Consider the following 25,594-nt stretch of genomic DNA (forward strand, 5'->3'; position numbering starts at 1 on the left):
TCGCCATCAGGACCGCCGTCGCCATCAGGACCGCCGTCGCCATCAGGACCGCCGTCGCCATCAGGACCGCCGTCGCCGTTTTCGGGGCTATTGTTTCCATCACCGGTTTCATTGTCTCCGGTGGAACCACCCCCAGAAGAACCGCTGCCGCTATCACCCCCTGAATTGAACTCTCCGCGCGGACCTGAATCCGACTGAGCTACTTCGTCATTGTCGCGATCTTCCCCACGTTGCGTCGAAGAACCGTCGATTGAAGCTGTGTCAAAATCAGTCAACAATGCGGCCAATCCTGGGCATTGTTCACCCGTGGAAGCGAGTGTTGATTCGAAATCTGGCCGTGTTTGTAGCCGCTTCAGAAAACGGGGGGTAACATGCGTGCACTCGCACAGCATCTGATAGTCGCCGGCGTTGGCTGCAATCCGCGCTGTTTTTGCATCGCAAACATCCGACGCAGCATATGCTGAAGTCACGATCATAGCCCCTATGAATGGAGAGGCCACTAATGCCGAAACAGTGGATTTTAACTTAATTCGCATCACTTAGCTCCTTGCGCCCTAACATCCAGGTGCATCGGGGTCTTCGGTTACACAGTGGGAGCCGCAAATGAAAGGCAGGTCAGGCCTGCTAAAGATGCGTAATAAGGCTCGCCACAACTCATCAAAACGATCACGACACTAGTTGTGACGATCTCTGGACGAGAATATACAACATCTACGCGGATCGCCAAGTTAAATGCGGCGGGAAGGTGTCAAATTCTTGAGAGGTCGCCAAATGCAACTTTCAAATTCAGCCGCAGTCATCACAGGTGGCGCTTCGGGTTTGGGCGAGGCCACCGCCCGTCATTTCGCAGAACACGGCGCGAAGGTCACCATCCTGGATCGCGACGCCGCGCGTGGCCCTAAGGTTGCCGAAGACATCGGCGGGCATTTCGCTCAGACCGATGTGACAGATGAAAACTCAGTGGCGGCGGCAATCGAGCACGCGAAGGGCAAGATGGGTCGCATCACGGCCACTGTGAACTGCGCCGGGATCGCCTATGGGATCAAGACAGTCGGCAAGGATGGTCCCCACCCTTTGGACGCGTTTCAGCGCACAATCGACATCAATCTGGTGGGTACGTTCAATGTCTCGCGCCTGGCCGCAGCTGAAATGGCTAAGAACGAACCCGAACCGGACGGCGCGCGCGGGGTGATCATCAACACGGCCTCAATTGCAGCCTTCGACGGACAAAAAGGACAGGCGGCCTATGCAGCCTCGAAAGGCGGTGTCGTGGGAATGACGCTGCCAATGGCGCGCGATCTGGCCTCGTCCGGCGTTCGCGTGATGACCATCGCTCCGGGGATTTTCATGACACCGATGCTGGCCGGTCTGCCCGAAGAGGTTCAACAACAACTGGCGGCCGATGTCCCAAATCCTGCACGTCTGGGTGATCCGAAAGAATACGGGCGGTTGGCCGGTTTCATTGTCGAGATGGGCTACTTGAACGGGGAAATCATCCGCATCGACGGAGCCCTTCGTATGCGTTAAGCCTGTCCCATGACAGAGCGGGAAAAGATGCAGTCCGGGCAGTGGTATAACTGCCTGGACCCGGAACTTGAGGCGCTGCGCACCCGCGCCCGGCACGCAGTCCACACACATAACACCTGCCCGCCTGATGCCCGTGATGCCATGGCGCCCGAGTTGCAGGCGTTGTTCGCTCGCGTCGGGCCGGGTTGCTTACTTGAGGCTCCGTTTCATTGCGCCTACGGGCTTAACATCCACCTCGGCGCCCGGGTCTATTTCAACGCCGGCTGCGTCGTTCTGGACACCGCACAGGTTCGGATCGGCGATGACACGATGTTCGGCCCGCATGCCCAGATCTACTGTGCTCAGCACGCCAAAAACCCGGCAGAACGCGCACAAGGTTTGGAAATCGGGATACCGGTGACCATTGGCCGAAACGTCTGGGTTGGCGGAGGTGCCATCGTGATGCCCGGCGTCACCATCGGCGACAACGCCATTATTGGCGCAGGCAGCGTTGTAGCCAAAGACGTCGCGGCCGGAGAAACGGTTGTCGGCAACCCTGCCCAACCATTGACGCGCCGCTAGGCGCCTTCGGCCTTTTCCTCAAGCACCAGCCACTCTTCTTCGGCGGCGGCCAGTTTCTCTTGTCGTTCGACCAGCGCATCGGTCGCCTTCTGGAACTTGACTGGTTCACGTGTGAACAGCTCAGGGTCTGACATAAGCTCTTCCAGCTTGCCGATTTCGGCCTCTAGGCGGGCAATCTCGGCAGGCAACTTCTCAAGCCGATGCTTTTCCGAGAAAGATAGTCCGGATTTCGGCTGCGCTTCTTGCTTTTGCTTTGACTTCGAAGCCTTTGCTTTTTCAGCTTTCTTTTCGGCAACATCACCTCGTTGCGCAATGTAATCCGACCATCCGCCCGCATAGACGGTCGCGCGGCCATTGCCCTCCATGGCAATCGTTGTGGTGGCAACTCGGTCCAGAAAATCCCGATCGTGGCTGACCAGCAGGACGGTGCCGTCATAGTAGTCCAGCAGTTCCTGCAACAGGTCCAGCGTTTCGACATCCAGATCGTTGGTCGGTTCGTCCAGCACCAAAAGGTTCGAGGACTTGGCCATCAGTTTCGCCAACAGCAAACGCGCTTTTTCGCCACCTGACAATGACTTAACGGCCGCTCTTGCCTGCGCATCATCAAACAGGAATTCCTTGAGATATCCGACCACGTGTTTGGGTTGACCCCCAACCATCACCTGATCCGCCTTGCCCGAGACCCGCATCTCGGGATCGCCGGTCAGGCTGTCCCACAGGGTCATTTCGGGATCCAGCTGAGCGCGAGCCTGGTCGAAAACCGCGATCTCAAGATTGGTGCCCAGCGTCACTGTTCCTTCGTCGGGCTGTTCCTGACCCAGCAACATTTTGAGCAGGGTTGTCTTTCCCACACCATTCGGTCCGACAAAGGCAACGCGATCCCCACGTTGTGCCAACAGATCAAAGTTCCGAACGATCTGCTGCGCACCAAAAGCTTTGGACAAGCCCCTGGCTTCAATCACTTTTCGCCCGGATTTTGGTCCGCCTTCCAGCGACATTGCCGCTGATCCCTGACGTTTGATCTGCGCGGCCTTTTCAGCGCGTAAGGCCTGCAAAGCCCGCACCCGGCCTTGATTTCGCTTGCGCCGAGCACTGATACCTTCGACTGCCCATTTGGCTTCAGATTTGATCAGACGATTCAGCTTGTGACGCTGTTGATCTTCTTCTTCCCAAATCTTGTCGCGCCAGGTTTCAAAAGCCTCAAATCCTTGCTCCTGCCGCCGTACCATGCCGCGGTCGATCCACAACGTCGCGCGGGTCAACGCGCGCAAAAACGCACGGTCATGTGAAATCAGAACGAAGGCTGCGCGGGTCGATCCCAGTTCGCGTTCCAGCCAGGCAATCGCTTCGATATCCAGATGGTTCGTCGGCTCGTCCAGTAGCATCAGGTCCGGCGCTTCGGCCATCAGCTTGGCCAATGCGGCCCTGCGACGCTCGCCACCCGAAGCGGTTTCAATCGGGCAGGTGGGATCGAACTTCAGCCCCTCGCCCGCGCGTTCGACCTTGTACAGCTCACCCGGTTCCAACTCGCTGGAAGCATAATCGCCCAAGGTCGCAAACCCTTCCATGCCGGGGTCCTGCTCCATGTAGCCAACAGATTTTCCGGGCGGCACCACGATATCACCCTGATCAGGCTCGACCAGACCGGCCATGACTTTCATCAGGGTCGACTTTCCTGACCCGTTTCGCCCAACCAACGCGACGCGGTCGCCCGGCTGAACCACCAGGTCCAGCCCCGAAAACACCGGATCGCCCCCGAAAGTCAGGGAAATGCCGGACATCTGCAACAAAGGAATTCTCGCCATGCCGCCAGCTAAACCGGTGGACACAAAGCGTCAACGCCCCTGTTTCACCTTTTCGAAAATACTCAAACTACCGGACCACTGCGCGCAGCAATCGTTTACGGGCCGGGGGGATCGCGCCGATCTCAAGCCCGGTGAATACATGCAGCGTATTCATATGCCGATCCACCACCGCATGATCACTGACCCAGCCGCCCATCATCAAATAGGTGCGCAACAATGGAGGCATCCGCAACATCGCCTTTTTCACATCGGGCCTACGCCGAAGGCGAGAGGCAAACTTGAATACATCGGGGGCCTTGACCCGCGGCAACCAACGCTTTGGCGCCAGATGCCGTTGCTTCAACATGGCAAAGGCGTCCAGATACTCGACAGTTTCGGTTCCTGCAAAGGATGAGCAGCCGAACAACATCTTGACGTTGTTCTGGTCCACGTAATTGGTCATCGCACCCCAGGCGACCCGCAGGATATCCGGGTCTGTCCATTCCGGGTGAATGCAGAAACGGCCCATTTCGACCATGCGGCCGTCGAACCCTTTGAGGGCAGACAGGTCATAGAACTGGGCAGAATAACTGCGGTCAACCTCGGCCCCGTGCTCCATTGTCAGCAACCTGAAACAACACACCAACTGTCCACCGGCGCGCGAATCTTCAACAAGGATATGCGCGCAGACCGTATCAAATTCATCCCGGTCAATCTGATCCGTCCCAAATGCCAGGGTTCGCAGTTCCTGCGCCGCCTCCACATCCTGTGGGGACTGCGCCAAACGAGCCCGGTATCTGCCCTTGCCCAGCAATAATGCCATGGTCGCTTCCTCCGCGGTTGCTGACCTGCTTCATGTTGCAGCGGTTCTACCACAGAACATGTGACTGTCCTGTGACCGTAGCAAGAGGCGGCGCAGACTTAATTCGCGCCCGGAATGTTCGCAGGGTTGAAGTTGCCGATATTGCCCAACAGCTGGCGCAGGAAGCCACGGTTCTGAACGCTGGATTCGGTCACGCGGCGGTCCAGTACCACCACATACCCATCCTCAAGACCAAAACGTTCGATATTCCGCACAACACCACGCTGATCAAAGCTGATCGCAACCAGTTCGCGCGACACCACTTCGGGGCGCTTCGGACCGTAATGGCGCACGCGAGAGCGGACATAGTAAAAACCCGAATCCTTCACCAGCCCGGCCGAGCTGGGCGCTCCGATGGTTTCAACAACGCTGTCGCGGGTGTCGACGCCCACTTTGATCTCAGCCAGTTGGTCAGCTGGCGGTACGTATCCGTGATTCTTGAAGATTGGCGTGCAAGCGCCAGCCACAACCAAACAGGCCGCAAAGACAAGCCTTTTGGACGCCGGTTTCAACCTGTTCACAACCTTCAACATTTACATCCTCTTGCCTTGGGACCTTGCGGACCCTATCCGATTACATAAACCGCAGCCCCGGTTCAACACACGAAAGGGTCACGAATGACGACTAATACATCTCTGCGGGTGGCCGACCTGCCCCAAAACGCGCCCACACCGTTTGATCTGCGCCCCGATAGCAAGGGCCTGGACGCGATCAAAACCGAACTGGGATTGTTGGGCCTGCGCAAGCTCAGCTTTGTGGGTGACATAAGGGCACAAGGCAAACGCGATTGGATTCTTGCCGGAAAACTGGGGGCGACGGTGATTCAACCCTGTGTGGTGACGCTTGAACCCGTAACCACGCGCATCGATATCCCTGTGTCACGGGTCTTTCTGAAAGACTGGCAGAACCCCGACGAGCCTGAATTCGAAATCCCCGAAGGCGATGAGACCGAAGCGCTGGGCGCGGAAATCGACCCCGCATCGGTGATGATTGAGGCGCTGTCGCTTGCCCTGCCCCAATACCCACGTAAGGACGGCGCAGAATTGGAACAGGCCGGCTATACTGAGCCGGGCAAACAGGCGATGACGGACGAAGACGCAAAGCCGTTTGCTGGACTGGCGAATTTGCGCGATGCTTTGAAAAAAGACGAGTGACATAGGTCTGTTTTCCTGTCATAGCAGGCCTCCAGAAAAATCGCTTGAACATGCCGAGAATCGCAGTATTTTCGCGCGCTCAACGGAATTTGGGTTGGACATTGCGGGGCCCGTCCCCTAAACGCGCGTCAAACCACTAGAAAAACGAAGAATGAAACCCGGCCAGCAGCGAATCTGCTGACCCTTAATAGACAAAGGTTGAGACCATGGCTGTCCAACAGAACAAAGTTTCCAAGTCGCGCCGCAACAATCGCCGCGCACATGACGCTCTGGTTGCTGCAAACCCGAACGAATGCGCAAACTGTGGCGAACTGAAGCGCCCGCACCACGTCTGCGCGTCCTGCGGCCACTATGATGACCGTGAAGTCGTCGCTCAGGCCGACGAAATCGACCTGGACGAAGACGCGGCCTAAGCCTCATAACTCGTAGGCCAAGGCATGACGGAACAGCCCACGCAAACCGGACGGATTACCATCTCGGTTGACGCTATGGGCGGAGATTCGGGGCCCGCGACTGTTGTTGCGGGCATTGCCAAATCAGCAAATAAGAACCCCGATATCGCCTTCGTTCTGCACGGGCCCGAGCAAAAGCTGCGCAAACTTGTCGCCAAACGGCGTGTCCTGCAGGGACGCGTCGTTTTTCGTGATTGCCCTGACGTGGTCACGATGGAGGACAAGCCCAGTCAGGTCGTCCGCAGCGGCAAGCAGACGTCGATGTGGTCGACACTGGAATCAGTGCGCAAAGGCGAAGCCCACGGCGCTGTTTCCTGCGGCAATACCGGCGCGCTGATGGCACTGTCGATGATGCGTTTGCGCAAATTGCCAGGTGTGAACCGCCCGGCAATTGCGATTCTGTGGCCGTCGCGCAACCCGCAAGGGTTCAACGTAATGCTGGATGTCGGCGCCGATGTGCGGGCCGACGCCAAGGATCTGCTGCAATATGCGCTGATGGGGGCATCTTATGCCCGCAACGGCATGGCGCTGGATCGGCCCCGGATCGGTTTGCTGAATGTCGGCACCGAAGAACACAAAGGTCGGGCCGAACTGAAAGAAGCCCACGCGATGATCACGGAATTCGCAGAGCAGGCGAATTTTGACTTCGTTGGATTCGTGGAAGGCAGCGACATTCCTGGCGACAAGGCCGATGTCATTGTTACCGATGGCTTTACCGGAAATGTCGCGATCAAAACCGGCGAAGGCACCGCAAGCCTGATCGGTGATCTTCTGCGCGAAGCCTTCAAGTATTCCCCCCTGTCCCGGCTCGCATCGGTTTTGGCCATCACCTCGCTGCAACGGTTGAAGAAACGCATCGACCCACGCCGCGTGAATGGCGGTGTCTTCCTTGGCCTCAACGGAACCGTGGTCAAATCACATGGTGGCGCAGATGCCACCGGAGTTTCGGCGGCGATCAAACTGGCCTTTACCCTGGCCGAGTCGGGTTTTGCCGAAAAATTGGCGGCACGGGTTGCATCGACAGCCCAGCTTGCACAAGATGCCGCGCACGTACCGCCAAAGGCGGGCGAATAACAATAAAGGCAGTACCCCCAAATGGCAGGCCGTTCAGTTGTTGTAGGTGTCGGACACTATTTGCCAGAGCGCATCGTTCCGAACTCTGAATTTGAAAAGACGCTAGATACGTCGGACGAGTGGATCAAAGCTCGCTCGGGAATCGAACGCCGCCACTTTGCTGCTGATGGCGAAACCACGTCCGATCTGGCGACCAACGCTGCCTTGGCCGCCCTGGCCGATGCTGGCCTGAAGGCCGAGGATATCGACGCCATCATTCTGGCGACATCAACGGCTGACCTGACTTTCCCTTCTGCCGCGACGATGGTGCAGGCGCGCCTGGGCATGACCCATGGATTCGCGTTTGACGTGCAAGCCGTCTGTGCTGGCTTTGTCTTTGCCCTCAGCAACGCCAACGCTTTGATCGTGTCCGGTCAGGCCAAACGTGTGCTGGTCATCGGCGCCGAGACGTTTTCGCGCATCATGGATTGGACAGATCGATCCACCTGCGTGCTGTTTGGCGACGGTGCCGGCGCGTTGATTCTTGAGCTGCAGGACAGCGAAGGAACCGCGCAGGATCGCGGCATTCTTTCGACCGACCTGAATTCTGACGGACGCTACAAGGATTTGCTCTATGTCGACGGCGGTGTGTCGACCCAATCGACTGGGCATCTGCGGATGCAGGGCAATCAGGTGTTCCGCCACGCGGTCGAAAAGCTGGCGAAAACTGCAGAAACCGCCCTGGGGCGTGCCGGTCTGACCAACGCGGACGTCGATTGGATCGTGCCACATCAGGCCAACATCCGCATCATTCAGGGCACTGCTAAGAAAATGGGCCTGCCGATGGATAACGTCGTCGTAACGGTCCAGGATCATGGCAACACGTCTGCCGCATCGATTCCTCTGGCCCTGTCAGTGGGCAAACAACGGGGCCAGATCAAGACCGGCGATCTGATCGTGACCGAGGCTATCGGTGGCGGCCTGGCCTGGGGCGCGGTGGTTCTGCGCTGGTAACCGGCGCAAAACGGCTTACACAGCCTCGTGCAATTCATTGATATTGACAGCGAATTTGCCATCACCATATTCTCTTATATCAACAGGGGAAATGGTATGGGCGATAAAACACTGACGCGAATGGATCTGAGCGAGGCTGTTTTCCGCGAGGTTGGCCTTTCACGTAATGAAAGTGCGCAGCTTGTCGAAAGCGTCTTAAACCACATGTCGGACGCACTGGTCCAAGGTGAACAGGTCAAGATTTCATCGTTTGGTACGTTCAGTGTTCGGGACAAAACCGCCCGCATCGGCCGTAATCCAAAAACCGGCGAAGAGGTGCCAATTCAGCCTCGCCGCGTCCTGACGTTCCGCCCGTCGCACCTGATGAAGGATCGCGTCGCCGCAGGGAATCGCAAGTAAATTCGGGACGAAACGGTCATGAGCAAGTCCCCCGACGCCTTTCGCACAATAAGTGAAGTTGCGGACTGGTTGGGCGTTCAAGCTCATGTCCTGCGCTTCTGGGAAAGCCGTTTTAGCCAAGTCAAACCCGTCAAACGCGCGGGTGGCCGCAGGTATTACCGGCCAAACGATATGCGCCTTTTGGGCGGTATCAAAAAGCTGCTGCATGAGGACGGGATCACCATAAAAGGCGTCCAGCGCATCCTGCGCGAACAAGGCGTGGCCTATGTGTCCTCGCTGTCGCCCAGTCTGGATGAGCCCGCCGCGCCCGAAAGCGCTCCGGCAGACGATACCGTTGTCGTGCCCTTTTCCGCCAAGCCTGCCACGCCCAGCGATCAGATCGATCTGGATCTGGGCGAACCGGCCCCGGTAGCCGAGGCAACCACTCCGGCTGAACAAGCCCCTCAGGCCGCAACGCCCCTGCCTGCCCCGCAGCAACCACAAGCAGAGCCACCACAGCCTGCGCCCGAGTATCTGGATGAAGCCCCCCTGATGGGCGGCATCGCCACACAAGCGTGGGAACGAACCGAATTTGACGACGATCTTTTGCGTCGGATTGCACCAATCGCCAAGGACTTGCGCGCTGTCATCAACCGAATTGAGAACCGGTCGGCAGGATAAGAAAAAAGGCGATGATTTCCTCTTGCCCCCGCCGGGAAAGTCTTTATGAACACCTCAACGTCGGGCTATGGCGCAGCCTGGTAGCGCGTCCGTCTGGGGGACGGAAGGTCGCAGGTTCGAGTCCTGCTAGCCCGACCAAATCACACCGACGTTTATGGCAGACAGGCCAGATCCCGCTCTGGCAACAGAGGGGATCGAAATGACAGGTGTATGCCCAAACCAACAGATCGAGGCGATGATCGTCCGCAGTGAGATCACCGCAAGCCCCGAGGTTATCCCGGCACAAATTCAACCCGCTAGCCTTGATTTACGTTTAGGTACAGTAGCTTACCGGGTTCGCGCCTCATTTCTATCCGGTGAAGGACGCACGGTCGCGGATCGTCTGGCTGAATTTGAGATGCACCGCATCGACATCACCGACGGAGCCGTTCTGGAAAAAGGCTGCGTCTATCTGGTGCCGCTGATGGAATCACTGGCCCTGCCCGCCGATACCAGCGCGGTGGCAAATGCCAAAAGCTCGACCGGGCGGCTGGATCTTTTAACCCGCACGATCACTGATGGTGGCACCGAGTTTGACCGGGTACCGGCAGGCTATACCGGGCCGCTTTTTGCCGAGATCTGTCCACGCTCATTCTCGGTTCTGGTGAGACCGGGTATGCGGCTGAACCAGATTCGCTTTCGTCAAGGTCAGGCAGTGCTCAGCGACGCGGAACTGACCGCGTTGCACAACGACTCGCCACTGGTCGACGGACCGGCAGTCATTCAGGATGGGCTGGGGTTCTCGGTCGATCTGCAATTACCCGACACTGATCTGGTTGGCTATCGGGCCAAACCGCATACCGGTGTGATCGATCTGGACCGGATTGGGGAATATGACCCGCAAGAATACTGGGAAGAGGTGCGCACCACCGATGGCCGTATCATCCTGGACCCCGGCGCATTCTATATCCTGGTCAGCCGCGAGGCGGTCCATATTCCCCCCATGTATGCGGCTGAAATGGCCCCCTACCTTGCAATGGTAGGCGAATTCCGGGTGCACTATGCCGGATTTTTTGACCCTGGCTTCGGGCACGCTGCAGCGGGCGGAGCGGGATCACGCGGTGTGCTGGAAGTACGCTGCCACGAAGCCCCCTTTGTTCTGGAACACGGGCAAGTTGTTGGACGACTCGTCTATGAGAAAATGGCTGAAATGCCCACCCAGCTTTATGGCGCCGGTATTGCGTCAAACTATCAGGGACAGGGGCTGAAATTGTCCAAACACTTCAAGGCTGTTGGTTAACATTACATGAACCGGCGCACGTTCGGACTACGTGCTGCGCCGGGCTTATCTGCTAGGCTTGACGGTTGCTATCGTCATTAGCGCCAGTGTCATGAGGCACAGCCGATCTTTGTTTCGGCTTCCCCATCCGGCCCGCCACATCAAAACCCTTGTCGATTCCTTTGTTGACGACCCGCCGCATGATCTGGCGGATGATCATGTCGATGATGCGATTCATATTCATTGCTCAACTCCTCAGCTTGGCCACAACATAGGTGATTCCAACGGCAACAAAAGGGCCAAGTTATCACTCTTCCTCGAACAGCTCGGTTTGGTCCTCATCTTCGCTGTCATCACGCCCTTCGCCCAATGGCATCGTGCCCGGGGGGGGCCGGTTTTCCAGCAACCCAGCAGCCCGCAATTCCTTGAGCCCCGGAAGATCGCGGGCGTTTTCCAACCCGAAATGGTCCAGAAACTGTGGCGTCACAACAAAGGTGACCGGACGGCCGGGTGTCATCCGGCGGCGGCCCAAACGGATCCACTCCATTTCCAACAGTTGATCGATTGTACCTCGCGAAACCGAGACGCCCCGGATCTCTTCGATTTCAGCCCTCGTACAGGGCTGATGATAGGCGACGATGGCCAGCGTTTCGATGGCGGCGCGGCTTAGCTTGCGGGTTTCGACCGTTTCCTTTTGCATCAGAAAACCCAGATCGGGGGCGGTGCGAATGGCCCAAGCCTCACCCACGCGGACAACGCGAACACCCCGGCCTTCATACCGTTTCTGCAAAATTTCAACCGCTTGCGCCGCGTCGCTGCCATGGGGCATCCGCGCCTCAAGATCGGCGATCGTCACTGGCTCGGAACTGGCGAACAGCACAGCCTCGACCATGCGCTCCTGCTCCGCCAGGGGTGGCGCTTCGAACAGAGTGCCGGTGCCTTCGTCTTGCGGTTCGTCAGTCACGTGTGTCAGTCCTTTTGCGCAAATGGATCGGAGCAAACGTCTCGGTTTGCTTCATCTCCATATGTCCTTCTTTCACCAACTCAAGCGAGGCAGCAAAGGTCGCTGCAGTGGCCGAGCGGCGACGCACCGGGTCAGCGTCCCAGCCCTCGGGCAGATAGGATTCCATATCTGTCCAAGCCCCGGCAAACCCGATCAGCGGGCGCATCCGCTCTAGCGCTTGTTCCATTGTGAACACTGAATCGCGGTCCATAACAAAGGGGCGGAACTCGTCACGAGTTCGGATACGGGCGTATCCCTGCATCAGATCCAACAGCGTGGCAGAGTAAGTCACGGTGCGGATACGGGTGATATCCTCACCCTGCCCGCGTTTAAAGAAATCGCGCCCCAGCTGGTCACGCGCCATCAGACGCGCGGCTGAGTCGCGCATGGCTTGCAGCCGTTCCAACTGGAACGCCAGGTGTGCGGCCAGTTCCTCGCCCGAAGGTCCTTCATCATCCGGGTCCGGTGGCAACAAAAGCCGGGATTTGAGGAAGGCCAACCAGGCGGCCATCACCAGATAGTCGGCGGCCAGTTCAATCCGCAGCGCGCGGGCCTTTTCCACGAAGGCCAAATACTGCTGCGCCAAAGCCAAAACCGAGATTTTCCGCAGGTCGACCTTTTGGGTTCGCGACAGGGTCAACAGTACATCCAACGGGCCTTCGAACCCATCGACATCAACAATCAGCGCCTCTGCCGCAAGACGATCCGCGACCGAGGCCGGGTCTTCGCTGAAGAGATTATCGTTCATATACCTGCCTGCCCATTAGGGCAGATAGTTCAGCCTCAGTCGCTTGGATGTCAAGTTCCACAGGCTTTTGTCGCATCGACAATGCCCTTTCCGCGCGCTTTTGTGCCTGAGCGGTCATTTCTCCGGCAGCTTCCAGCACCTTGGCGCGAGCATCGAACGTTCCGTTGCAATGCAAAACAACGTCGCAACCCGCGGCCAGTGACTGACGCGCAATGTCTTCTGGCGCGCCACTCAGCGCTTTCATCGAGATATCGTCAGTCATGATCAGACCGTCGAAACCGATTTTATCGCGGATCAGGCCGATCATCGCAGGCGAAATCGTGGCCGGTTGCGGATCAATCCGGTCGTAAACCAAATGCGCCGTCATCCCCATCGGCAGGTCGTTCAACGCCCGAAACGGTTCGAAATCCGCTTGCTCAAGCTGGTCCTGCGTCAGGTCCACGTGCGGCAGGTCATGATGACTGTCCAGCGTTGCCAATCCATGTCCCGGCATGTGCTTGAGCACCGGCAAAACACCCCCGTCCAGATGGCCTTTGGCAACTGCGCGCCCAAGAGCTGAAACCCGTTTGGGATCAGAGCCATAACAGCGGTTCTTCAAAAACGCATGGGTATCGTCGCGCGCCAAATCGACCATCGGGGCGCAGTTGCTGTCAATGCCAAGCTCGAACAGCTCTTTCGCGATCAGTCGATACCGCAGGTACATGGCGCGTTCCGCCTGATCCCCTGCACGCCCGGCGTGATCCAAGGGTGGCATCCATTCGCGCGCCAACGGAGCGCGCAGACGCTGCACGCGGCCCCCTTCCTGATCAATGGTGATAGGGCAATTGCGCCCTACGGCATCACGAAAATCATCGCATAAGGCACGAACTTGTTCAGCTGTATCTATGTTGCGCGCAAACAGAATGAACCCGAAAGGGTTCATCTGCTGGAATAGTCTCTTTTCCTCTGACGTCAGGCGCAGCCCTTCGGCATCGGTGATCGCAGCGCCGAATGTCACCGAACGGCAACCGGGATACAGTCTGCACCTTGTGCGACCAGAGCGGCACAGAACTGACGCGAGTCGCTTAGGTCATCAAACCCAAGGACACGCAGACGATAAAATGTCCGCCCACCGCTTGAAGTTTTCTGGATAACGCGCTGTTTTCCATCCATATACTCGCCAAATCGGCCATTCATGCGATCCCATTCCGCACGGGCCACATCCGAGCTTTCATACGCACCCAGTTGGGCCATGCGCGTGCCTTTGGAAAGAGTATTCGGATCCACGTCCACCCCAACGGCAGCTTTGACAGCGGCGTTGATCGCAGCTTCGGTACTGCTGTTGGATGAAATCCCGCTTGGCGTCGCTCGGGCTGGTCGCGAGGACGGACGCAGGGACCGGCGGACACCGGGCAGCGTCGCCAGTTCCGGATCCGGCAATTGTGCGGCCAGATCAGCAGGATCAATGGCGGGCTCTTCGTCGGGCAGTGCCAACGAGGCGAGTTGTACGCCCTGCTCTGCCGCTTCATCCGCTTTCGCCGCCCCACCGGCCAATTCGGCAACCAGGGCATCGACTGTATTCTGGCGCAGCTGCGCAGCCTCTTGATCCGAGATCTCTTCTTCGACGACATGCACGGCCTGCGTCGGCTTCAGCGGTTCAACAGGCGTATCTTCGTCTGTCAGCGAAACCGGGCGCGGCGCGAGGATCAGGCGATCTGCTGGCGGCGCTGCCGTTCCAACGGCTGCCACGGCATTGACGGCCAGACCCTGGTGATCGGCCGGGGTGCCGCCGGGGTTTTCCGGCTGAATGCGCATTGGCCCTTCGATGGCGCGAACAACAGGCACGCCACTAACGTCGCGCATCACCAGTTTGAAGCCCCAGACACCGATCCCGGCGACCAATGCCAGCGACGCTACTGCGCCCATGACGTTGACGATACGGCCCAGCCCTGCCCCTCGCGGAGCCTGTTCATAGCCATAGGAGTCGTCGGGATACTCATACCCATCCTCAGGATGTGGCTGATTCGTGTAATGCATCTCCTCAGGGCGCATCTGCCCCGAGTAATCGTAACTTGCCATGTCCGCCTCACCGCCCGATTGCGCCTTAAAAAGTGGCGCGCGGGTCATTTCTTGCCTACCTCGTACCGGCGCGTCGGGCGGTGTTAGTTACCGCATCTCCTGCGCCGGAGTGACGCCAAGAATACCCAAGCCCGCTGAAATCACAACAGAAACGGCCCGGGCCAATGCGATTTTTGATTGGCTTGTGGCAACATCGCCATCCTGAATGAATCGCAGTTGGGTTTCATCGTTGCCCTTGTTCCAGAGCGCGTGGAAGTCACCCGCCAGCTCATACAGGTAAAAGGCAACCCGATGCGGTTCATTGGTGCGCGCGGCGATTTCGACCAGACGCGGCCATTCTGCCAGCTTTTTAGCGACCGTCAGTTCCGAGGCATGATCGATCTTACCCAGGTCAGCACCCTTGAGGGTCGCATCATCCGTAGCGATATCCGCCTCGGCGGCCCGGCGCAGCACGCTCATAACGCGGGCATGGGCGTATTGCACGTAGAACACGGGGTTCTCGCGGTTTTGCTCCAGCACCTTGTCAAAATCGAAGTCCAGCGGCGCGTCGTTCTTGCGGGTCAGCATGACGAACCGGGTCACGTCCGGGCCAACCTGATCGACCACATCGCGCAGGGTGACAAAGTTCCCTGCCCGCTTGGACATCTTGAACGGCTCGCCATTCTTCCACAGTTTCACCAATTGCGTCAGCTTGATATCTAGCGGCACCTTGCCATCGGACAGCGCGGAAACAGCCGCCTTCATCCGTTTTACATAGCCTCCGTGGTCTGCACCAAACACGTCGATCAGTGCATCAAAGCCACGGGTCACCTTGTCATAGTGATAAGCGATATCCGGGGCGAAATAGGTCCAGCTGCCATCCGATTTCTTAACCGGGCGGTCGACGTCATCACCATGCTCGGTCGATTTGAACAGGGTTTGCTCGCGCGGCTCCCAATCCTCGGGCTTTTTACCTTTGGGTGGTTCCAGCACACCTTCGTAGATCAAGCCCTTATCGGTCAGGGACTTAAGCGCGGCCTCGATCTTTCCGGTGCCGTAAAGCGATTTTTCGGAATAGAACACATCCATCTCGACACCCAACGCCTTCAGGTCGGCGCGGATCAGATCCATCATTGCGTCGGTCGAAAACTCGCGCAGCTCTTCCAGCCAGTCGCTTTCCGGCTTGTCGATCAGGCTGTCGCCGTATTTCTCTTTCAGCGCCTCACCGATCGGGATCAGATAGTCACCGGGGTACAGGCCCTCGGCGATCTCGGGGCTCAGCCCGTTGGCCTCGCGATAGCGCTCATACGCGGACCGCGCCAGTACATCTACCTGCGCGCCCCCGTCGTTGATGTAGTATTCACGTGTCACGTCATAGCCCGAATACGCCAGCAAGCTTGCCAGCGCGTCACCGAACACGGCACCACGCGTATGGCCCACATGCAGCGGGCCTGTGGGGTTGGCCGAGACATACTCGACGTTGACCTTCTGGCCATGCCCCATGTTGGAACGGCCATAATCCGTGCCCTGTTCCAGCACAGCGGCCAGAACGCTCTGCCACACAGACGGCGCAAGCCGCAGGTTCAAGAACCCCGGCCCGGCCACCTCGGCACTGGTGATCCGGTCATCCGCCGCCAGCTTTCCGGCTAACACGTCGGCAATGTCGCGCGGCTTCAACTTGGCCGGTTTCGCCAGCACCATCGCGGCGTTGGTTGCCATATCGCCATGCGCTGCATCACGCGGCGGTTCGACCGCTACGTTGTCAAAACTCAGCCCCTCGGGCAATGCGCCTTCGGACTGCATCTGTGCCAGCGCGTCCAGCACGAGGCCGCGGATCTCGGAAAACAGGTTCATTTCGGATGTCCTTTTGCTTGCCCGGCGGTTTACCACGCAAAGCGGCAAGGTCAATGGAAGCGATCAGTTTGGGCTTGGATTAGCGGTAGACTCAGCTAACGTCTGTGGAAATTCAAGCCGGAGACACCCCTATGCGCCTTGCCCTGCCAATCGCCTTCGTTCTGACCTCTGCCCTGCCGCTTTGGGCCGACATGCCTGAACCGCAAGGCCATGTACTTTTGACCCTTGGCGGAGCGGTCACGGAAACCAACCTGCCAGCCCGCGGTGAAAACGATGGCGGTCTGCTGGGATACTTGGAGGTTCAGCACGACGGAGCCGCCGGCTTTGATGCGGCCATGTTGGACGGACTGGAGCAGGTTGAAATCACTATTCCTTACGGCCCGGAAGACAATCAGAGCGACATCGCCTTTTCCGGGCCACGCCTGTCGGACCTGTTGATCATGGCCGGGGCCGAAGGAAAAACCGCCAAGCCAATGGCCATGGATGGCTATCAGTCTGAAATTCCTTGGGACAGCATAACCGCCCATCAACCCATCGTCGCGACACACGCCGACGGTGCGCCGATGGGTGTTGGCGGCTACGGCCCCACTATGATCGTCTTCCCCCCGACCGATGACCCCGACCTGGCCGCCGAACAGTCGGGCCAGCAGGTCTGGGCGCTGGCTTACATCGGGGTCGAGTGATCAGGCACCAGCCAGCCTTGCGTGATCCTGCAGGGCAAATCGGTCGGTCATTCCTGCAATGTAGTCCGAGACAATCCGCGCCAGCGCTGTTTCATCGCTGGCCGCCTCAATATCCTCATGCCAGCGCGCGGGCATCTGTTTCGGATCGTTCAAGTAGATTGGGAACAGATCTTCCACAACTTTGCTAACCTCGGCGCGCACATCCATGACGCTGGGCGCGCGGTACATCTGCTTGAACAAAAAGGCCCGGATTTCCCTGAGTTGCGCCCACAAACCACCCGAGAACTGGATCACCGGATAACCAAGATTGCGAATTTCCTCGACGGTCTCCGCGCCCGAACTCGTGATCAGCCCACGCGACGTGACAATCACATCGGAAACCATGACGCCGAAAACACGGCGCAGCGCCTCATGCCGGCGCCGATAAGAATCCAAACCGGGATATCTCCGATCCACCTCGGCATAGCAGTCACCGACGATAGGCAATTGCCCGATTTCATCATCCGTGAACAGACCCGCCCTCAACCCGTCCAACAGGTCATGGTTGTTATAGGCTATGTCATCCGAAAGGGCGGCAACTTGTGCTTCGGCACTGGCATGAGTGTACAGCTCAAGATCGAAACTCGCGTTACACTCGGCCAGCGCCCACGGCAAATCACCGGTGACCGGCCCGTTATGCTTGGCGATCCCCTCTAGGCACTCCCATGTCAGGTTGCATCCGTCAAATTCGGCATAGTGGCGTTCCAGCTTCGTGACGATGCGAATGGCCTGTGCGTTGTGGTCAAATCCGCCGTAAGGCTCCATGAGCGCGTGTAGGGCATCTTCGCCCGTATGTCCGAACGGTGTGTGCCCCAGATCGTGCGCCAACGCCACGGCCTCGGTCAGTTCGCCGTTCAAGCCCAAAGCTCCGGCGATTGTTCGCGCGACCTGCGCAACTTCGATAGAATGGGTCAGGCGCGTGCGATAGCTGTCGCCCTCGTGCTCTACAAACACTTGTGTCTTGTGCTTAAGCCGCCGAAACGCGCTGGCGTGAATGATCCGGTCCCTGTCGCGTTGAAAGCATGACCGGAAACTGCTTTCCTCCTCTGGCACAAGCCGCCCCTTGGCGCGGCCTGGGTTCGAGGCAAAACCCGCTATGTTCAAAGGCCTTGTCCTTGTCGCCTGTCCTTGCACTTTCTATATTGTAAGGCGTAAAGGAAATAAACCTTTGGAGTTTGGCATGAATCTGCCCCCCACAGTTACAGAACGCGCCTTTGAACGTCTCGCCGAGATCGGTGCAGCCGATCAGGGACAAGCCCTGCGCGTCGCAGTGGAAGGCGGCGGATGTTCCGGTTTTCAATACGAAATCGCGTTGGACGAACCGAAAGAAGACGACCTTGTGCTGGAAGGCAAAGGTCAAAAAGTGATCGTCGACTCGATCTCGCTGCCGTTTCTGGAAAACGCGGTGATCGATTTCACGCAGGAACTGATCGGCGCGCGGTTTGTGATCGAGAACCCCAACGCAACCTCATCCTGCGGCTGCGGCACTTCATTTTCAATGTGACCTTGCCCTGCCCGCGCGGTTGAGGGATAGATCAACCGGCAGCCAGCCGGAGGATCGCGCATGAAAATCGCCACGTTCAACATCAACGGCATCAAAGCGCGGGCCGAAGCCCTGCCCCGTTGGCTGGATGACGCGCAGCCGGACGTTGTGCTGCTGCAAGAAATCAAGTCGATCGACGAGAATTTTCCCCGCGAACTGTTTGAAGAGCGCGGTTACAACGTCGAAACCCACGGGCAAAAGAGCTTCAACGGCGTGGCGATCCTGTCCAAGCTGCCACTTGAAGATGTGACTCGGGGCCTTCCTGGTGACGACGAGGACGAACAGGCCCGCTGGATTGAGGCGACCGTCATTGGAACAAAAGCCCTTAGGATCTGCGGTCTGTACCTGCCGAACGGTAACCCGGTGCCGGGTCCGAAATACGAATACAAGCTGTCCTGGATGGAGCGGTTATATGACCGCGCGCGCGATTTGCTGGCGAGCGAAGAGCCCGCGCTGATGGCTGGCGATTACAACATCATCCCGCAGGCCGAAGACGCCAAACGTCCAGATGCGTGGCGCGAGGATGCTCTGTTCCGACCGGAAAGCCGCGCCGCGTTTCGCAAGATCCTGAATCTGGGGTTCACGGAAGCGTTCCGCGCCGTCACCCAAGGTCCTGAGCATTATTCGTTCTGGGACTACCAGGCCGGTGCCTGGAACCGGAATGACGGGATCCGTATCGACCATTTCCTTCTTACGCCGCAGGCCGCCGATCTGTTGCGCGATTGCAGGATTGATGCCGAGATTCGCGGGCATGAAAAGCCCTCGGATCATGTCCCGGTCTGGGTCGACTTGGACCTGTGAAACCTCAGGCTGTCGCGTCGTAGCTGTAAATCCAGTCGTATTTCCGGGACAACCGTGGCCCGACCGCCATCAGAGCGGCCTGTGCGGCCAAGCGTATCGGGCCGCGCAGGTGGAAATTTCGGGCATTGGACCCAGCCGCAGCCACCACGCGTTGCGTCCTTTGATGACGGCGGGTTTCATAGGTGGACAGCGCCTCCTCTATCCCGGATTGGTCATCAAAAGATCGGGCCAGGACCCACGCATCTTCAAGCGCAAGACAGGCACCCTGCGCCAAAAATGGGAGTGTCGGGTGAGCCGCATCCCCTAACAATGCAATGCGCCCGTTCTGCCAGCGTTCTGCGACGGGTCGCAGAAACAACGCCCAGATGTGAGGTTCCTGTACCTGCCCCAGAATTTCCCCGACCACGCCGCCAAAGTCGGAAAATCGAGCACGCAGTTCCTCGGGGTCGCCGCGTCGGCGCCAGCCTTCTTCCTGCCAATCGGATCGTTCCTCGATCGCGACAACGTTCATCAAAGTGTGATCGCGCAGAGGATACGTGACAACATGTCGGCCCGGCCCCATCGTCAGAACGGCGCGCGGTTTGGGATCGCGACGCGCCCAAGGAATCGTCGCGCGCCAGGCCACCTGATGAGTGAATTTTGGTGCTTCGGGCCCGTTCAGGCCTGCGCGGATCGTGCTTCGCCCACCGTCGGCGGCAATCGCACAATCAACGCGCCGGTCTGTACCATCTTCCAGAATAATCTCGGCTTCGGAGGGATGTTTGCGCACCTGCGCAACTCGTGCGCCCAGGCGAAACTCGACACCGTCCCGAACCGCTGCTTTGTGCAGCAATCCCAGCAGGTCAGCACGATGGTAGTAGTAGGTCGGTCCAGCGGCCGGTGCCGGTATCTCGCTAACAGACCGCCCTGCCCAGTAATCGCGCAGCACCGTTCCGTGGGACCGCTGCCCCCCCTCGGGTGTTTCACCGACAACGTTTAGGGCACGCAGTACGACCATTCCGTTGGCGCTGATCTGCAAGCCGGCGCCGACCTCGGTCAATTCAGCTGCCTGTTCAAAAACCACGACCTGAGCGCCGCGTTGCCGCAACGCCAGAGCGGCGGCGATCCCACCTATACCACCGCCGATGATGCCAAATTTCAGACCGTTGATATTCATATCACCGGCTTAAAGCAAAAACGCCGGAGCAAAAGACCCCGGCGTTTGAGAATTCTGATTTTTCGCAGCGATCAATCGTCGCGGTGGACCTTTTCGCGGCGCTCGTGGCGTTCCTGCGCCTCAAGCGTCATGGTCGCAATCGGGCGCGCATCCAGACGTTTCAGCGAAATCGGGTCGCCCGTCTTTTCGCAATATCCGTATTCGCCTTCGTCGATCCGACGCAGGGCCGAGTCAATCTTGGCCACCAGCTTACGCTGGCGATCACGTGTCCGCAGTTCCAGCGCACGGTCAGTTTCCTCGCTTGCGCGGTCTGCGACGTCCGGAATGTTGCGAGTGTTGTCCTGCAGCCCTTCGATCGTATCGCGGCTGCCTGCCAAAAGTTCAGTTTTCCAATCCAGCAGCTTACGACGAAAATACTCTAACTGCTTGTCGTTCATGAATGGTTCGTCTTCGGCTGGACGATAATCCTCTGGCAGAAATACTTCCTGCTTCATTTTTGCTCCCTCGGTGTGGCCTGCAACGCCGGTCACCTTTGCTTCACCTGACATGCGGCAATCCCCTTCTGCGGAGCGTTTATCCGACAGCGGGGGGAATGTCACTATGGAAACTTAGCCCGGCTGCGTGCTGTTTCAGGTCGTCTAAATATGAGACTTAAAACAACAAATCCTTGTTTTTCTGTGAAAATTGACAGGCATTTTTTGGGCGTTCCCAAAATTGTCGAGCCCGATGTTAGCACCCGAATCAACCAAAGGCATTGGAGTCGCACGTCAATTTCGCGCTGCGCGACGTTGCGACCTGTCTTGTCAAATTTTTCACCCCACTATAACCCCAAAGACACATGCCGCGCGATATTGAATGAGGGGCCCATGACCGCACGTTTCCAAGGTACAGCCGAATATGTTGCCACCGATGACCTGACAATTGCAGTGAATGCCGCCGTTACGCTGGAACGTCCCTTGCTGGTCAAGGGTGAACCCGGAACCGGCAAGACCGAACTGGCCAGACAGGTAGCGGGCGCGCTGGGGCTGAAGATGATTGAGTGGAACGTGAAATCCACCACCCGCGCGCAGCAAGGCCTGTACGAATATGACGCGGTCAGCCGCCTGCGCGACAGCCAATTGGGTGACGAGCGCGTACATGACGTGTCGAACTATATTCGCAAGGGCAAACTGTGGCAGGCCTTTGAGACCGATGAAAAGGTCGTGCTGCTGATCGATGAGATCGACAAGGCCGATATCGAATTTCCCAATGATCTGTTGCAAGAGCTCGATAAGATGGAGTTTCATGTCTACGAAACCGGGGACACCATCAAAGCCAAAAACCGCCCCATAGTGATCATCACCTCGAACAACGAAAAGGAACTGCCCGACGCGTTCCTGCGGCGCTGTTTCTTCCACTACATTCGCTTCCCGGATGAGGCGACCATGCGCCGGATCGTCGACGTGCACCACCCGGGCATCAAGGATGCATTGCTGACCACAGCGCTGACCCAGTTTTACGAAATCCGTGAAACGCAGGGGCTAAAAAAGAAACCATCAACCTCGGAAGTGTTGGACTGGCTCAAGCTGTTGCTGGCTGAAGACCTGACCGCCGAGGACCTCAAACGCGACGGGGCCAATGCGTTGCCCAAGTTGCACGGCGCGCTGCTGAAAAACGAACAGGACGTTCACCTGTTTGAACGTCTCGCCTTCATGGCACGCAGCAATCGCTGAGAATATTGAACACTTGGTGATCCCCGCTTGCCTTGCGGGGGGCCGGGTGTCAGCATTGGCCAAAAGGCCGTCCGGCGTCGTCGGGCAGTCCGGCCTGACGACATAGGAGCCAATGCTTGTCTGACACCCTCAATATCCGGGCGCTGCAGCCCGAAGATCGCGCCGAATGGGCCGAGATGTGGCGCGACTATCTGGCGTTCTACGAAACGACCGTGCCAGAGCAGACATATGACAGCACCTTCGCACGGCTGCTTGGGGATGATCCCAATGATTTTTCCTGTTTCGTGGCCGAAGCGGATGGTCATCTTGTTGGCCTGACCCATTACCTATTTCACCGCCATGCGTGGAAAGAGGAAAGCGTTTGCTATCTGCAAGACCTGTTCGCCCGGCCCGAGGCGCGCGGAACCGGCGTTGGCCGCGCCTTGATACAGGCAGTCTATGACGAGGCCGACCGGCAAGGCGCGCCTTCTGTCTATTGGCTGACACAAGAGTTCAATCACACAGCGCGCAAGCTCTATGACCGGATCGGCAAGCAAACGCCCTTTATCCGGTATCAACGCCCATGATCAGGGTCGCTGCGGTCCTGTTTGGCTTTGCCGTCGCCGGATGCACCGCGGTCACCACCCCTGAACCGCCAACACGCGTTAAGGCGATCGAGGCAAACCTGCCGCCCGCCAAAGCGTTCACGTCAACCCGACCCAGACCACCCGCCCGGTCGAACGCTAATATTGCAGCCGATTTCCTTTCTTTGCACTTCGCGCTCGAAGGCGGCGCCACCCTGCCCGTCTTCACCCGGTTCGAGGGCCCGGTCACCGTTCGGCTTACAGGATCACCCACACCGTCAATGCAGCGCGATCTGACCCGGTTGTTGACGCGTCTGCAACGCGAGGCCGGGATCGACATTCGTCAGATAACGGATGGCCAGGCCAACATAACAATCGAAGCCGTCAGCCAGGAGCAGATCCAGCGCATCCTTCCGCAAGCCGCCTGTTTTGTGGTTCCCAACGCATCCAGCTTTGAGGAATATCGACAGGACCGGCGCAAACGCAAAAGCAGTTGGACCGCGCTGCGCAGCCGCGAACGGCTGGGCATTTTCATTCCCTATGACGTGAGCCCGCAGGAAAAGCGCGACTGCCTGCACGAGGAACTGGCACAGGCTCTGGGGCCGCTGAATGACCTGTATCACCTGCCGGATTCGGTGTTCAACGACGACAACATCCACACCATTCTGACCGGTTTTGACATGCTGATCCTGCGCACGGCTTACTCGCCCCAACTGCGCAGCGGAATGACGCGTGAGCAAGTCCAGGCCGTCCTGCCCGGCATCCTTAGCCGGCTGAACCCACGCGGCGACACTTTGCCGGCGCAACCTGTTTCGGACACACCGCGCGAGTGGATCAACGCCGTCCAAAAGTCGCTTGGATCAAGGCCAAGCACACGCAACCGGGTGAAAGCCGCGGAAAGAGCGGTTCAGATCGGGCAGGAACAGGGCTGGACCGACCATCGGCGGGCATATCCGCATTATATTCTTGGCCGCATGGCGCAATTCGACAATCCGCAAGAAACGATCCGACACTACGAAACTGCCATGCAATTTCTGCGCTCTGCTCCGGGAACTGAAATTCATCAGGCTTATGTGACAACGCAAACCGCGGCCTTCGCGCTTTCGCAAGGAAAAGGACCAGAGATCCTGCCCGAACTGGACAAGGCAATTGCTGTCATGTCGCGGGCCGAAAACGCCTCTCAATTGGCCACTCTGTTACTGTTGAAATCCGAAGCGCTCAATCAGGCCGGACGCCCGAAACAGGCACGTACCGTCAGACTGGACAGTCTTGCATGGGCGCGATACGGCTTTGGCTCGGAAGTCGTGGTCCGGTCGCTGATGCAGGAAGTTGCCGAAGGTCCGTCCACCAACAACAGAGGCGGATAACGCATGGTCGTAGTTTTGGGAATGGCGTTATTGGGGGCGATCCTTGGCGCGATGAAGGCTCGCAAACGCAATGGCAGCGGCGCGGATATTGCCCAATATGCAGCCGGTTACGGCATCGCATTTGCCATTGTAGGTCTGGTGCTTTCCCTGATCCTGGTTCGTTTGGTGGGTTAACGCATGTTTCTGCCCTTTTTCGAAAACCTCCGCAAAGCTGGCATTCCCGTATCACTGCGCGAGTATCTGACTTTTCTGGAAGGCATGAAAAAGGGTCTGGCGACCTATGATGTCGAGGCGTTCTATTACCTCGCTCGCGTGTCGATGGTGAAGGACGAGCGCAATTTCGACAAGTTCGATCAAGCTTTTGCCGCCAGCTTCAAAGGTCTGGAAGAGATCAGCTTTGATCAGGTACTCGAAGCCGTCGATATCCCTGCCGAATGGCTGGCCAAGATGGCCGAGAAACACCTGTCAGACGAAGAAAAAGCCGAGATCGAGGCCATGGGCGGCTTTGAAAAACTGATGGAAACGCTGCGTGAGCGTCTCAAGGATCAAGAAGGCCGCCACCAGGGTGGCAACAAGTGGATCGGCACCGCCGGGACGTCGCCGTTCGGGGCTTATGGCTATAACCCCGAAGGTGTGCGGATCGGCCAGAAGGAAAGCCGTCATCAGCGCGCCGTAAAAGTGTGGGACAAGCGCGAATTCAAGAACCTGGACGACACGGTTGAACTGGGCACCCGCAATATCAAGGTCGCGCTGAAACGCCTGCGTCGTTGGGCCCGCGAAGGTGCGGCCGAGGAACTGGATCTGGACGGCACCATCCGCGCCACCGCGGAACATGGCTATCTGGACGTCAAAACCCGCCCCGAGCGTCACAACGCAGTCAAAGTGCTGCTGTTTCTGGATGTGGGCGGCTCGATGGATCCACATATCAAAGTTGTCGAAGAGCTGTTTTCCGCTGCAAGAACCGAGTTCAAACATCTGGAATATTACTACTTTCACAACTGCCTGTATGAAGGCGTCTGGCGTGACAATCACCGCCGATGGGATCAACAGACCCCGACCCACGAAGTACTGCGCACCTATGGTTCAGACTACAAGTGCATCTTCGTCGGCGACGCCTCGATGAGCCCTTATGAGATTGCCTATCCCGGTGGCGCGAACGAGCACTGGAACAAAGAAGCCGGTCAAGTCTGGCTGCAACGTGCGCGCGAGCAGTGGACAACAAACCTGTGGATCAATCCGGTTCCGGAAAAGTACTGGGAATACACCCATTCCATCGGCATGATCCGCGAGGTTTTCGAGGACCGCATGGTGCCGATGACGCTGGCCGGTTTGGAACAGGGGATGCGGGAACTGACCCGCTGACC

29 protein-coding genes, 1 tRNA gene and 1 pseudogene are annotated in these 25,594 nt (G+C 58.2%); 18 read left to right on the forward strand and 13 right to left on the reverse strand.

Going from position 1 to position 25,594, the window contains the following annotated elements:
- A pseudogene (locus AC2FIB_RS14120) lies at positions 1–539 on the reverse strand (hypothetical protein); the annotation flags it as partial.
- Positions 540–771: 232 nt separating this feature from the next.
- Here AC2FIB_RS14120 and AC2FIB_RS14125 point away from each other — a divergent pair.
- Positions 772–1,527 carry a 3-hydroxyacyl-CoA dehydrogenase gene (locus AC2FIB_RS14125; RefSeq protein WP_496735744.1) on the forward strand — a complete coding sequence of 252 codons (756 nt, stop codon included), beginning with the start codon at positions 772–774 and terminating at the stop codon, positions 1,525–1,527.
- Between the two features lie 9 nt (positions 1,528–1,536).
- On the forward strand, positions 1,537–2,088 hold the full coding sequence (locus tag AC2FIB_RS14130) for a sugar O-acetyltransferase (protein ID WP_496735746.1): 552 nt from the start codon (positions 1,537–1,539) through the stop codon (positions 2,086–2,088).
- Here AC2FIB_RS14130 and AC2FIB_RS14135 read toward each other — a convergent pair.
- The 3 genes from AC2FIB_RS14135 to AC2FIB_RS14145 form a co-directional block, all read right to left on the reverse strand.
- Positions 2,085–3,893, reverse strand: a complete 1,809-nt coding sequence (locus AC2FIB_RS14135) for an ABC-F family ATP-binding cassette domain-containing protein (protein WP_496735748.1) — start codon at positions 3,891–3,893, stop codon at positions 2,085–2,087. The two genes, AC2FIB_RS14130 and AC2FIB_RS14135, sit on opposite strands and share 4 nt — an antisense overlap.
- Before the next feature lie 67 nt (positions 3,894–3,960).
- On the reverse strand, positions 3,961–4,695 hold the full coding sequence (locus AC2FIB_RS14140) for a GNAT family N-acetyltransferase (protein ID WP_496735750.1): 735 nt from the start codon (positions 4,693–4,695) through the stop codon (positions 3,961–3,963).
- A 98-nt stretch (positions 4,696–4,793) separates the two neighbouring features.
- Complete coding sequence (locus tag AC2FIB_RS14145; protein ID WP_496735752.1) at positions 4,794–5,267, reverse strand: outer membrane protein assembly factor BamE; 474 nt, start codon at positions 5,265–5,267, stop codon at positions 4,794–4,796.
- 84 nt (positions 5,268–5,351) lie between these two features.
- Here AC2FIB_RS14145 and AC2FIB_RS14150 point away from each other — a divergent pair, with 84 nt between their 5' ends.
- The 8 genes from AC2FIB_RS14150 to AC2FIB_RS14185 all read left to right on the forward strand — a co-directional run bounded on the left by AC2FIB_RS14150 (position 5,352) and on the right by AC2FIB_RS14185 (position 10,745).
- Positions 5,352–5,888, forward strand: a complete 537-nt coding sequence (locus AC2FIB_RS14150; RefSeq protein ID WP_496735753.1) for a YceD family protein — start codon at positions 5,352–5,354, stop codon at positions 5,886–5,888.
- 206 nt (positions 5,889–6,094) lie between these two features.
- Positions 6,095–6,301, forward strand: a complete 207-nt coding sequence (gene rpmF / locus AC2FIB_RS14155) for a 50S ribosomal protein L32 (protein WP_037316137.1) — start codon at positions 6,095–6,097, stop codon at positions 6,299–6,301.
- A 24-nt stretch (positions 6,302–6,325) separates the two neighbouring features.
- Positions 6,326–7,414, forward strand: coding sequence for a phosphate acyltransferase PlsX (gene plsX, locus AC2FIB_RS14160; protein ID WP_496723236.1), 1,089 nt, complete (start codon positions 6,326–6,328; stop codon positions 7,412–7,414).
- 21 nt (positions 7,415–7,435) lie between these two features.
- Positions 7,436–8,407, forward strand: a complete 972-nt coding sequence (locus tag AC2FIB_RS14165) for a beta-ketoacyl-ACP synthase III (protein WP_109311337.1) — start codon at positions 7,436–7,438, stop codon at positions 8,405–8,407.
- Between the two features lie 96 nt (positions 8,408–8,503).
- Entirely contained in the window at positions 8,504–8,806 is a 303-nt protein-coding gene (gene ihfA / locus AC2FIB_RS14170) for an integration host factor subunit alpha (protein WP_496723238.1), read from the forward strand.
- Between the two features lie 18 nt (positions 8,807–8,824).
- Positions 8,825–9,466, forward strand: a complete 642-nt coding sequence (locus tag AC2FIB_RS14175; RefSeq protein ID WP_496735754.1) for a MerR family transcriptional regulator — start codon at positions 8,825–8,827, stop codon at positions 9,464–9,466.
- 61 nt (positions 9,467–9,527) lie between these two features.
- Positions 9,528–9,604, forward strand: a tRNA-Pro gene (locus tag AC2FIB_RS14180).
- A gap of 61 nt (positions 9,605–9,665) precedes the next feature.
- A complete protein-coding gene (locus AC2FIB_RS14185) occupies positions 9,666–10,745 on the forward strand; it encodes a 2'-deoxycytidine 5'-triphosphate deaminase (RefSeq protein WP_496735756.1) in 1,080 nt (359 codons plus the stop codon).
- 52 nt (positions 10,746–10,797) lie between these two features.
- Here the strand turns inward: AC2FIB_RS14185 and AC2FIB_RS14190 are convergent, their stop codons facing one another.
- From AC2FIB_RS14190 to argS, 6 genes are all read right to left on the reverse strand, one after another.
- The gene (locus AC2FIB_RS14190; RefSeq protein WP_496735757.1) at positions 10,798–10,968 is read right to left on the reverse strand and encodes a hypothetical protein; all 171 of its coding nucleotides are present in this window, start codon (positions 10,966–10,968) and stop codon (positions 10,798–10,800) included.
- 63 nt (positions 10,969–11,031) lie between these two features.
- Positions 11,032–11,688: an SMC-Scp complex subunit ScpB gene (gene scpB, locus AC2FIB_RS14195; protein WP_282151414.1), complete on the reverse strand. Its 657-nt coding sequence runs from the start codon at positions 11,686–11,688 to the stop codon at positions 11,032–11,034.
- Positions 11,681–12,475 (reverse strand): segregation and condensation protein A, encoded by a 795-nt coding sequence (locus AC2FIB_RS14200; protein WP_496735758.1) that lies wholly within the window; start codon positions 12,473–12,475, stop codon positions 11,681–11,683. Before AC2FIB_RS14200 ends, scpB begins: the two co-directional genes overlap by 8 nt.
- Complete coding sequence (gene nagZ, locus AC2FIB_RS14205; RefSeq protein WP_496735760.1) at positions 12,465–13,472, reverse strand: beta-N-acetylhexosaminidase; 1,008 nt, start codon at positions 13,470–13,472, stop codon at positions 12,465–12,467. Before nagZ ends, AC2FIB_RS14200 begins: the two co-directional genes overlap by 11 nt.
- The gene (locus tag AC2FIB_RS14210; RefSeq protein WP_496735761.1) at positions 13,469–14,581 is read right to left on the reverse strand and encodes an SPOR domain-containing protein; all 1,113 of its coding nucleotides are present in this window, start codon (positions 14,579–14,581) and stop codon (positions 13,469–13,471) included. The genes nagZ and AC2FIB_RS14210 overlap by 4 nt, the downstream gene beginning before the upstream one ends.
- A gap of 39 nt (positions 14,582–14,620) precedes the next feature.
- Entirely contained in the window at positions 14,621–16,366 is a 1,746-nt protein-coding gene (argS, locus tag AC2FIB_RS14215; protein WP_496735762.1) for an arginine--tRNA ligase, read from the reverse strand.
- A 131-nt stretch (positions 16,367–16,497) separates the two neighbouring features.
- Between argS and AC2FIB_RS14220 the strand changes: the two genes are divergently transcribed.
- Positions 16,498–17,049: a putative pterin-binding protein gene (locus tag AC2FIB_RS14220; RefSeq protein ID WP_496735764.1), complete on the forward strand. Its 552-nt coding sequence runs from the start codon at positions 16,498–16,500 to the stop codon at positions 17,047–17,049.
- Here AC2FIB_RS14220 and AC2FIB_RS14225 read toward each other — a convergent pair whose 3' ends face one another.
- Positions 17,050–18,192 (reverse strand): deoxyguanosinetriphosphate triphosphohydrolase, encoded by a 1,143-nt coding sequence (locus AC2FIB_RS14225; protein ID WP_496735766.1) that lies wholly within the window; start codon positions 18,190–18,192, stop codon positions 17,050–17,052. It lies immediately after the preceding gene.
- Positions 18,193–18,268: 76 nt separating this feature from the next.
- Between AC2FIB_RS14225 and AC2FIB_RS14230 the strand changes: the two genes are divergently transcribed.
- Both AC2FIB_RS14230 and xth read left to right on the forward strand, forming a co-directional pair.
- Positions 18,269–18,592, forward strand: a complete 324-nt coding sequence (locus AC2FIB_RS14230; RefSeq protein ID WP_170406378.1) for a HesB/IscA family protein — start codon at positions 18,269–18,271, stop codon at positions 18,590–18,592.
- Positions 18,593–18,652: 60 nt separating this feature from the next.
- Positions 18,653–19,432 (forward strand): exodeoxyribonuclease III, encoded by a 780-nt coding sequence (gene xth / locus AC2FIB_RS14235; protein ID WP_496735767.1) that lies wholly within the window; start codon positions 18,653–18,655, stop codon positions 19,430–19,432.
- Positions 19,433–19,436: 4 nt separating this feature from the next.
- Here the strand turns inward: xth and AC2FIB_RS14240 are convergent, their stop codons facing one another.
- Positions 19,437–20,588 carry an FAD-dependent monooxygenase gene (locus AC2FIB_RS14240; protein ID WP_496735769.1) on the reverse strand — a complete coding sequence of 384 codons (1,152 nt, stop codon included), beginning with the start codon at positions 20,586–20,588 and terminating at the stop codon, positions 19,437–19,439.
- 71 nt (positions 20,589–20,659) lie between these two features.
- Entirely contained in the window at positions 20,660–21,082 is a 423-nt protein-coding gene (gene dksA / locus AC2FIB_RS14245) for an RNA polymerase-binding protein DksA (RefSeq protein WP_058274529.1), read from the reverse strand.
- A 372-nt stretch (positions 21,083–21,454) separates the two neighbouring features.
- Between dksA and AC2FIB_RS14250 the strand changes: the two genes are divergently transcribed.
- The 5 genes from AC2FIB_RS14250 (at position 21,455) to AC2FIB_RS14270 (ending at position 25,592) form a co-directional block, all read left to right on the forward strand.
- Positions 21,455–22,300 (forward strand): AAA family ATPase, encoded by an 846-nt coding sequence (locus AC2FIB_RS14250; RefSeq protein ID WP_496735771.1) that lies wholly within the window; start codon positions 21,455–21,457, stop codon positions 22,298–22,300.
- Positions 22,301–22,416: 116 nt separating this feature from the next.
- Positions 22,417–22,866, forward strand: coding sequence for a GNAT family N-acetyltransferase (locus tag AC2FIB_RS14255; RefSeq protein WP_496735772.1), 450 nt, complete (start codon positions 22,417–22,419; stop codon positions 22,864–22,866).
- Entirely contained in the window at positions 22,863–24,230 is a 1,368-nt protein-coding gene (locus AC2FIB_RS14260) for a DUF2927 domain-containing protein (protein ID WP_496735774.1), read from the forward strand. Before AC2FIB_RS14255 ends, AC2FIB_RS14260 begins: the two co-directional genes overlap by 4 nt.
- A 3-nt stretch (positions 24,231–24,233) precedes the next feature.
- Positions 24,234–24,404, forward strand: coding sequence for a hypothetical protein (locus AC2FIB_RS14265; protein WP_186437468.1), 171 nt, complete (start codon positions 24,234–24,236; stop codon positions 24,402–24,404).
- A gap of 3 nt (positions 24,405–24,407) precedes the next feature.
- Positions 24,408–25,592 (forward strand): vWA domain-containing protein, encoded by a 1,185-nt coding sequence (locus tag AC2FIB_RS14270; RefSeq protein ID WP_496735776.1) that lies wholly within the window; start codon positions 24,408–24,410, stop codon positions 25,590–25,592.
- Positions 25,593–25,594 lie beyond the last annotated feature (2 nt).

Source organism: Ruegeria sp. YTSA072 (assembly GCF_059610285.1).

Coding starts and splice junctions, on each gene's coding strand:
- AC2FIB_RS14125 (WP_496735744.1), top strand. CDS start 772: ATGCAACTTTCAAATTCAGCCGCAGTCATCACAGGTGGCGCTTCGGGT.
- AC2FIB_RS14130 (WP_496735746.1), top strand. CDS start 1,537: ATGACAGAGCGGGAAAAGATGCAGTCCGGGCAGTGGTATAACTGCCTG.
- AC2FIB_RS14135 (WP_496735748.1), bottom strand. CDS start 3,893: ATGGCGAGAATTCCTTTGTTGCAGATGTCCGGCATTTCCCTGACTTTC.
- AC2FIB_RS14140 (WP_496735750.1), bottom strand. CDS start 4,695: ATGGCATTATTGCTGGGCAAGGGCAGATACCGGGCTCGTTTGGCGCAG.
- AC2FIB_RS14145 (WP_496735752.1), bottom strand. CDS start 5,267: ATGTTGAAGGTTGTGAACAGGTTGAAACCGGCGTCCAAAAGGCTTGTC.
- AC2FIB_RS14150 (WP_496735753.1), top strand. CDS start 5,352: ATGACGACTAATACATCTCTGCGGGTGGCCGACCTGCCCCAAAACGCG.
- rpmF (WP_037316137.1), top strand. CDS start 6,095: ATGGCTGTCCAACAGAACAAAGTTTCCAAGTCGCGCCGCAACAATCGC.
- plsX (WP_496723236.1), top strand. CDS start 6,326: ATGACGGAACAGCCCACGCAAACCGGACGGATTACCATCTCGGTTGAC.
- AC2FIB_RS14165 (WP_109311337.1), top strand. CDS start 7,436: ATGGCAGGCCGTTCAGTTGTTGTAGGTGTCGGACACTATTTGCCAGAG.
- ihfA (WP_496723238.1), top strand. CDS start 8,504: ATGGGCGATAAAACACTGACGCGAATGGATCTGAGCGAGGCTGTTTTC.
- AC2FIB_RS14175 (WP_496735754.1), top strand. CDS start 8,825: ATGAGCAAGTCCCCCGACGCCTTTCGCACAATAAGTGAAGTTGCGGAC.
- AC2FIB_RS14185 (WP_496735756.1), top strand. CDS start 9,666: ATGACAGGTGTATGCCCAAACCAACAGATCGAGGCGATGATCGTCCGC.
- AC2FIB_RS14190 (WP_496735757.1), bottom strand. CDS start 10,968: ATGAATATGAATCGCATCATCGACATGATCATCCGCCAGATCATGCGG.
- AC2FIB_RS14200 (WP_496735758.1), bottom strand. CDS start 12,475: ATGAACGATAATCTCTTCAGCGAAGACCCGGCCTCGGTCGCGGATCGT.
- AC2FIB_RS14210 (WP_496735761.1), bottom strand. CDS start 14,581: ATGACCCGCGCGCCACTTTTTAAGGCGCAATCGGGCGGTGAGGCGGAC.
- argS (WP_496735762.1), bottom strand. CDS start 16,366: ATGAACCTGTTTTCCGAGATCCGCGGCCTCGTGCTGGACGCGCTGGCA.
- AC2FIB_RS14220 (WP_496735764.1), top strand. CDS start 16,498: ATGCGCCTTGCCCTGCCAATCGCCTTCGTTCTGACCTCTGCCCTGCCG.
- AC2FIB_RS14230 (WP_170406378.1), top strand. CDS start 18,269: ATGAATCTGCCCCCCACAGTTACAGAACGCGCCTTTGAACGTCTCGCC.
- xth (WP_496735767.1), top strand. CDS start 18,653: ATGAAAATCGCCACGTTCAACATCAACGGCATCAAAGCGCGGGCCGAA.
- AC2FIB_RS14240 (WP_496735769.1), bottom strand. CDS start 20,588: ATGAATATCAACGGTCTGAAATTTGGCATCATCGGCGGTGGTATAGGT.
- dksA (WP_058274529.1), bottom strand. CDS start 21,082: ATGAAGCAGGAAGTATTTCTGCCAGAGGATTATCGTCCAGCCGAAGAC.
- AC2FIB_RS14250 (WP_496735771.1), top strand. CDS start 21,455: ATGACCGCACGTTTCCAAGGTACAGCCGAATATGTTGCCACCGATGAC.
- AC2FIB_RS14260 (WP_496735774.1), top strand. CDS start 22,863: ATGATCAGGGTCGCTGCGGTCCTGTTTGGCTTTGCCGTCGCCGGATGC.
- AC2FIB_RS14265 (WP_186437468.1), top strand. CDS start 24,234: ATGGTCGTAGTTTTGGGAATGGCGTTATTGGGGGCGATCCTTGGCGCG.
- AC2FIB_RS14270 (WP_496735776.1), top strand. CDS start 24,408: ATGTTTCTGCCCTTTTTCGAAAACCTCCGCAAAGCTGGCATTCCCGTA.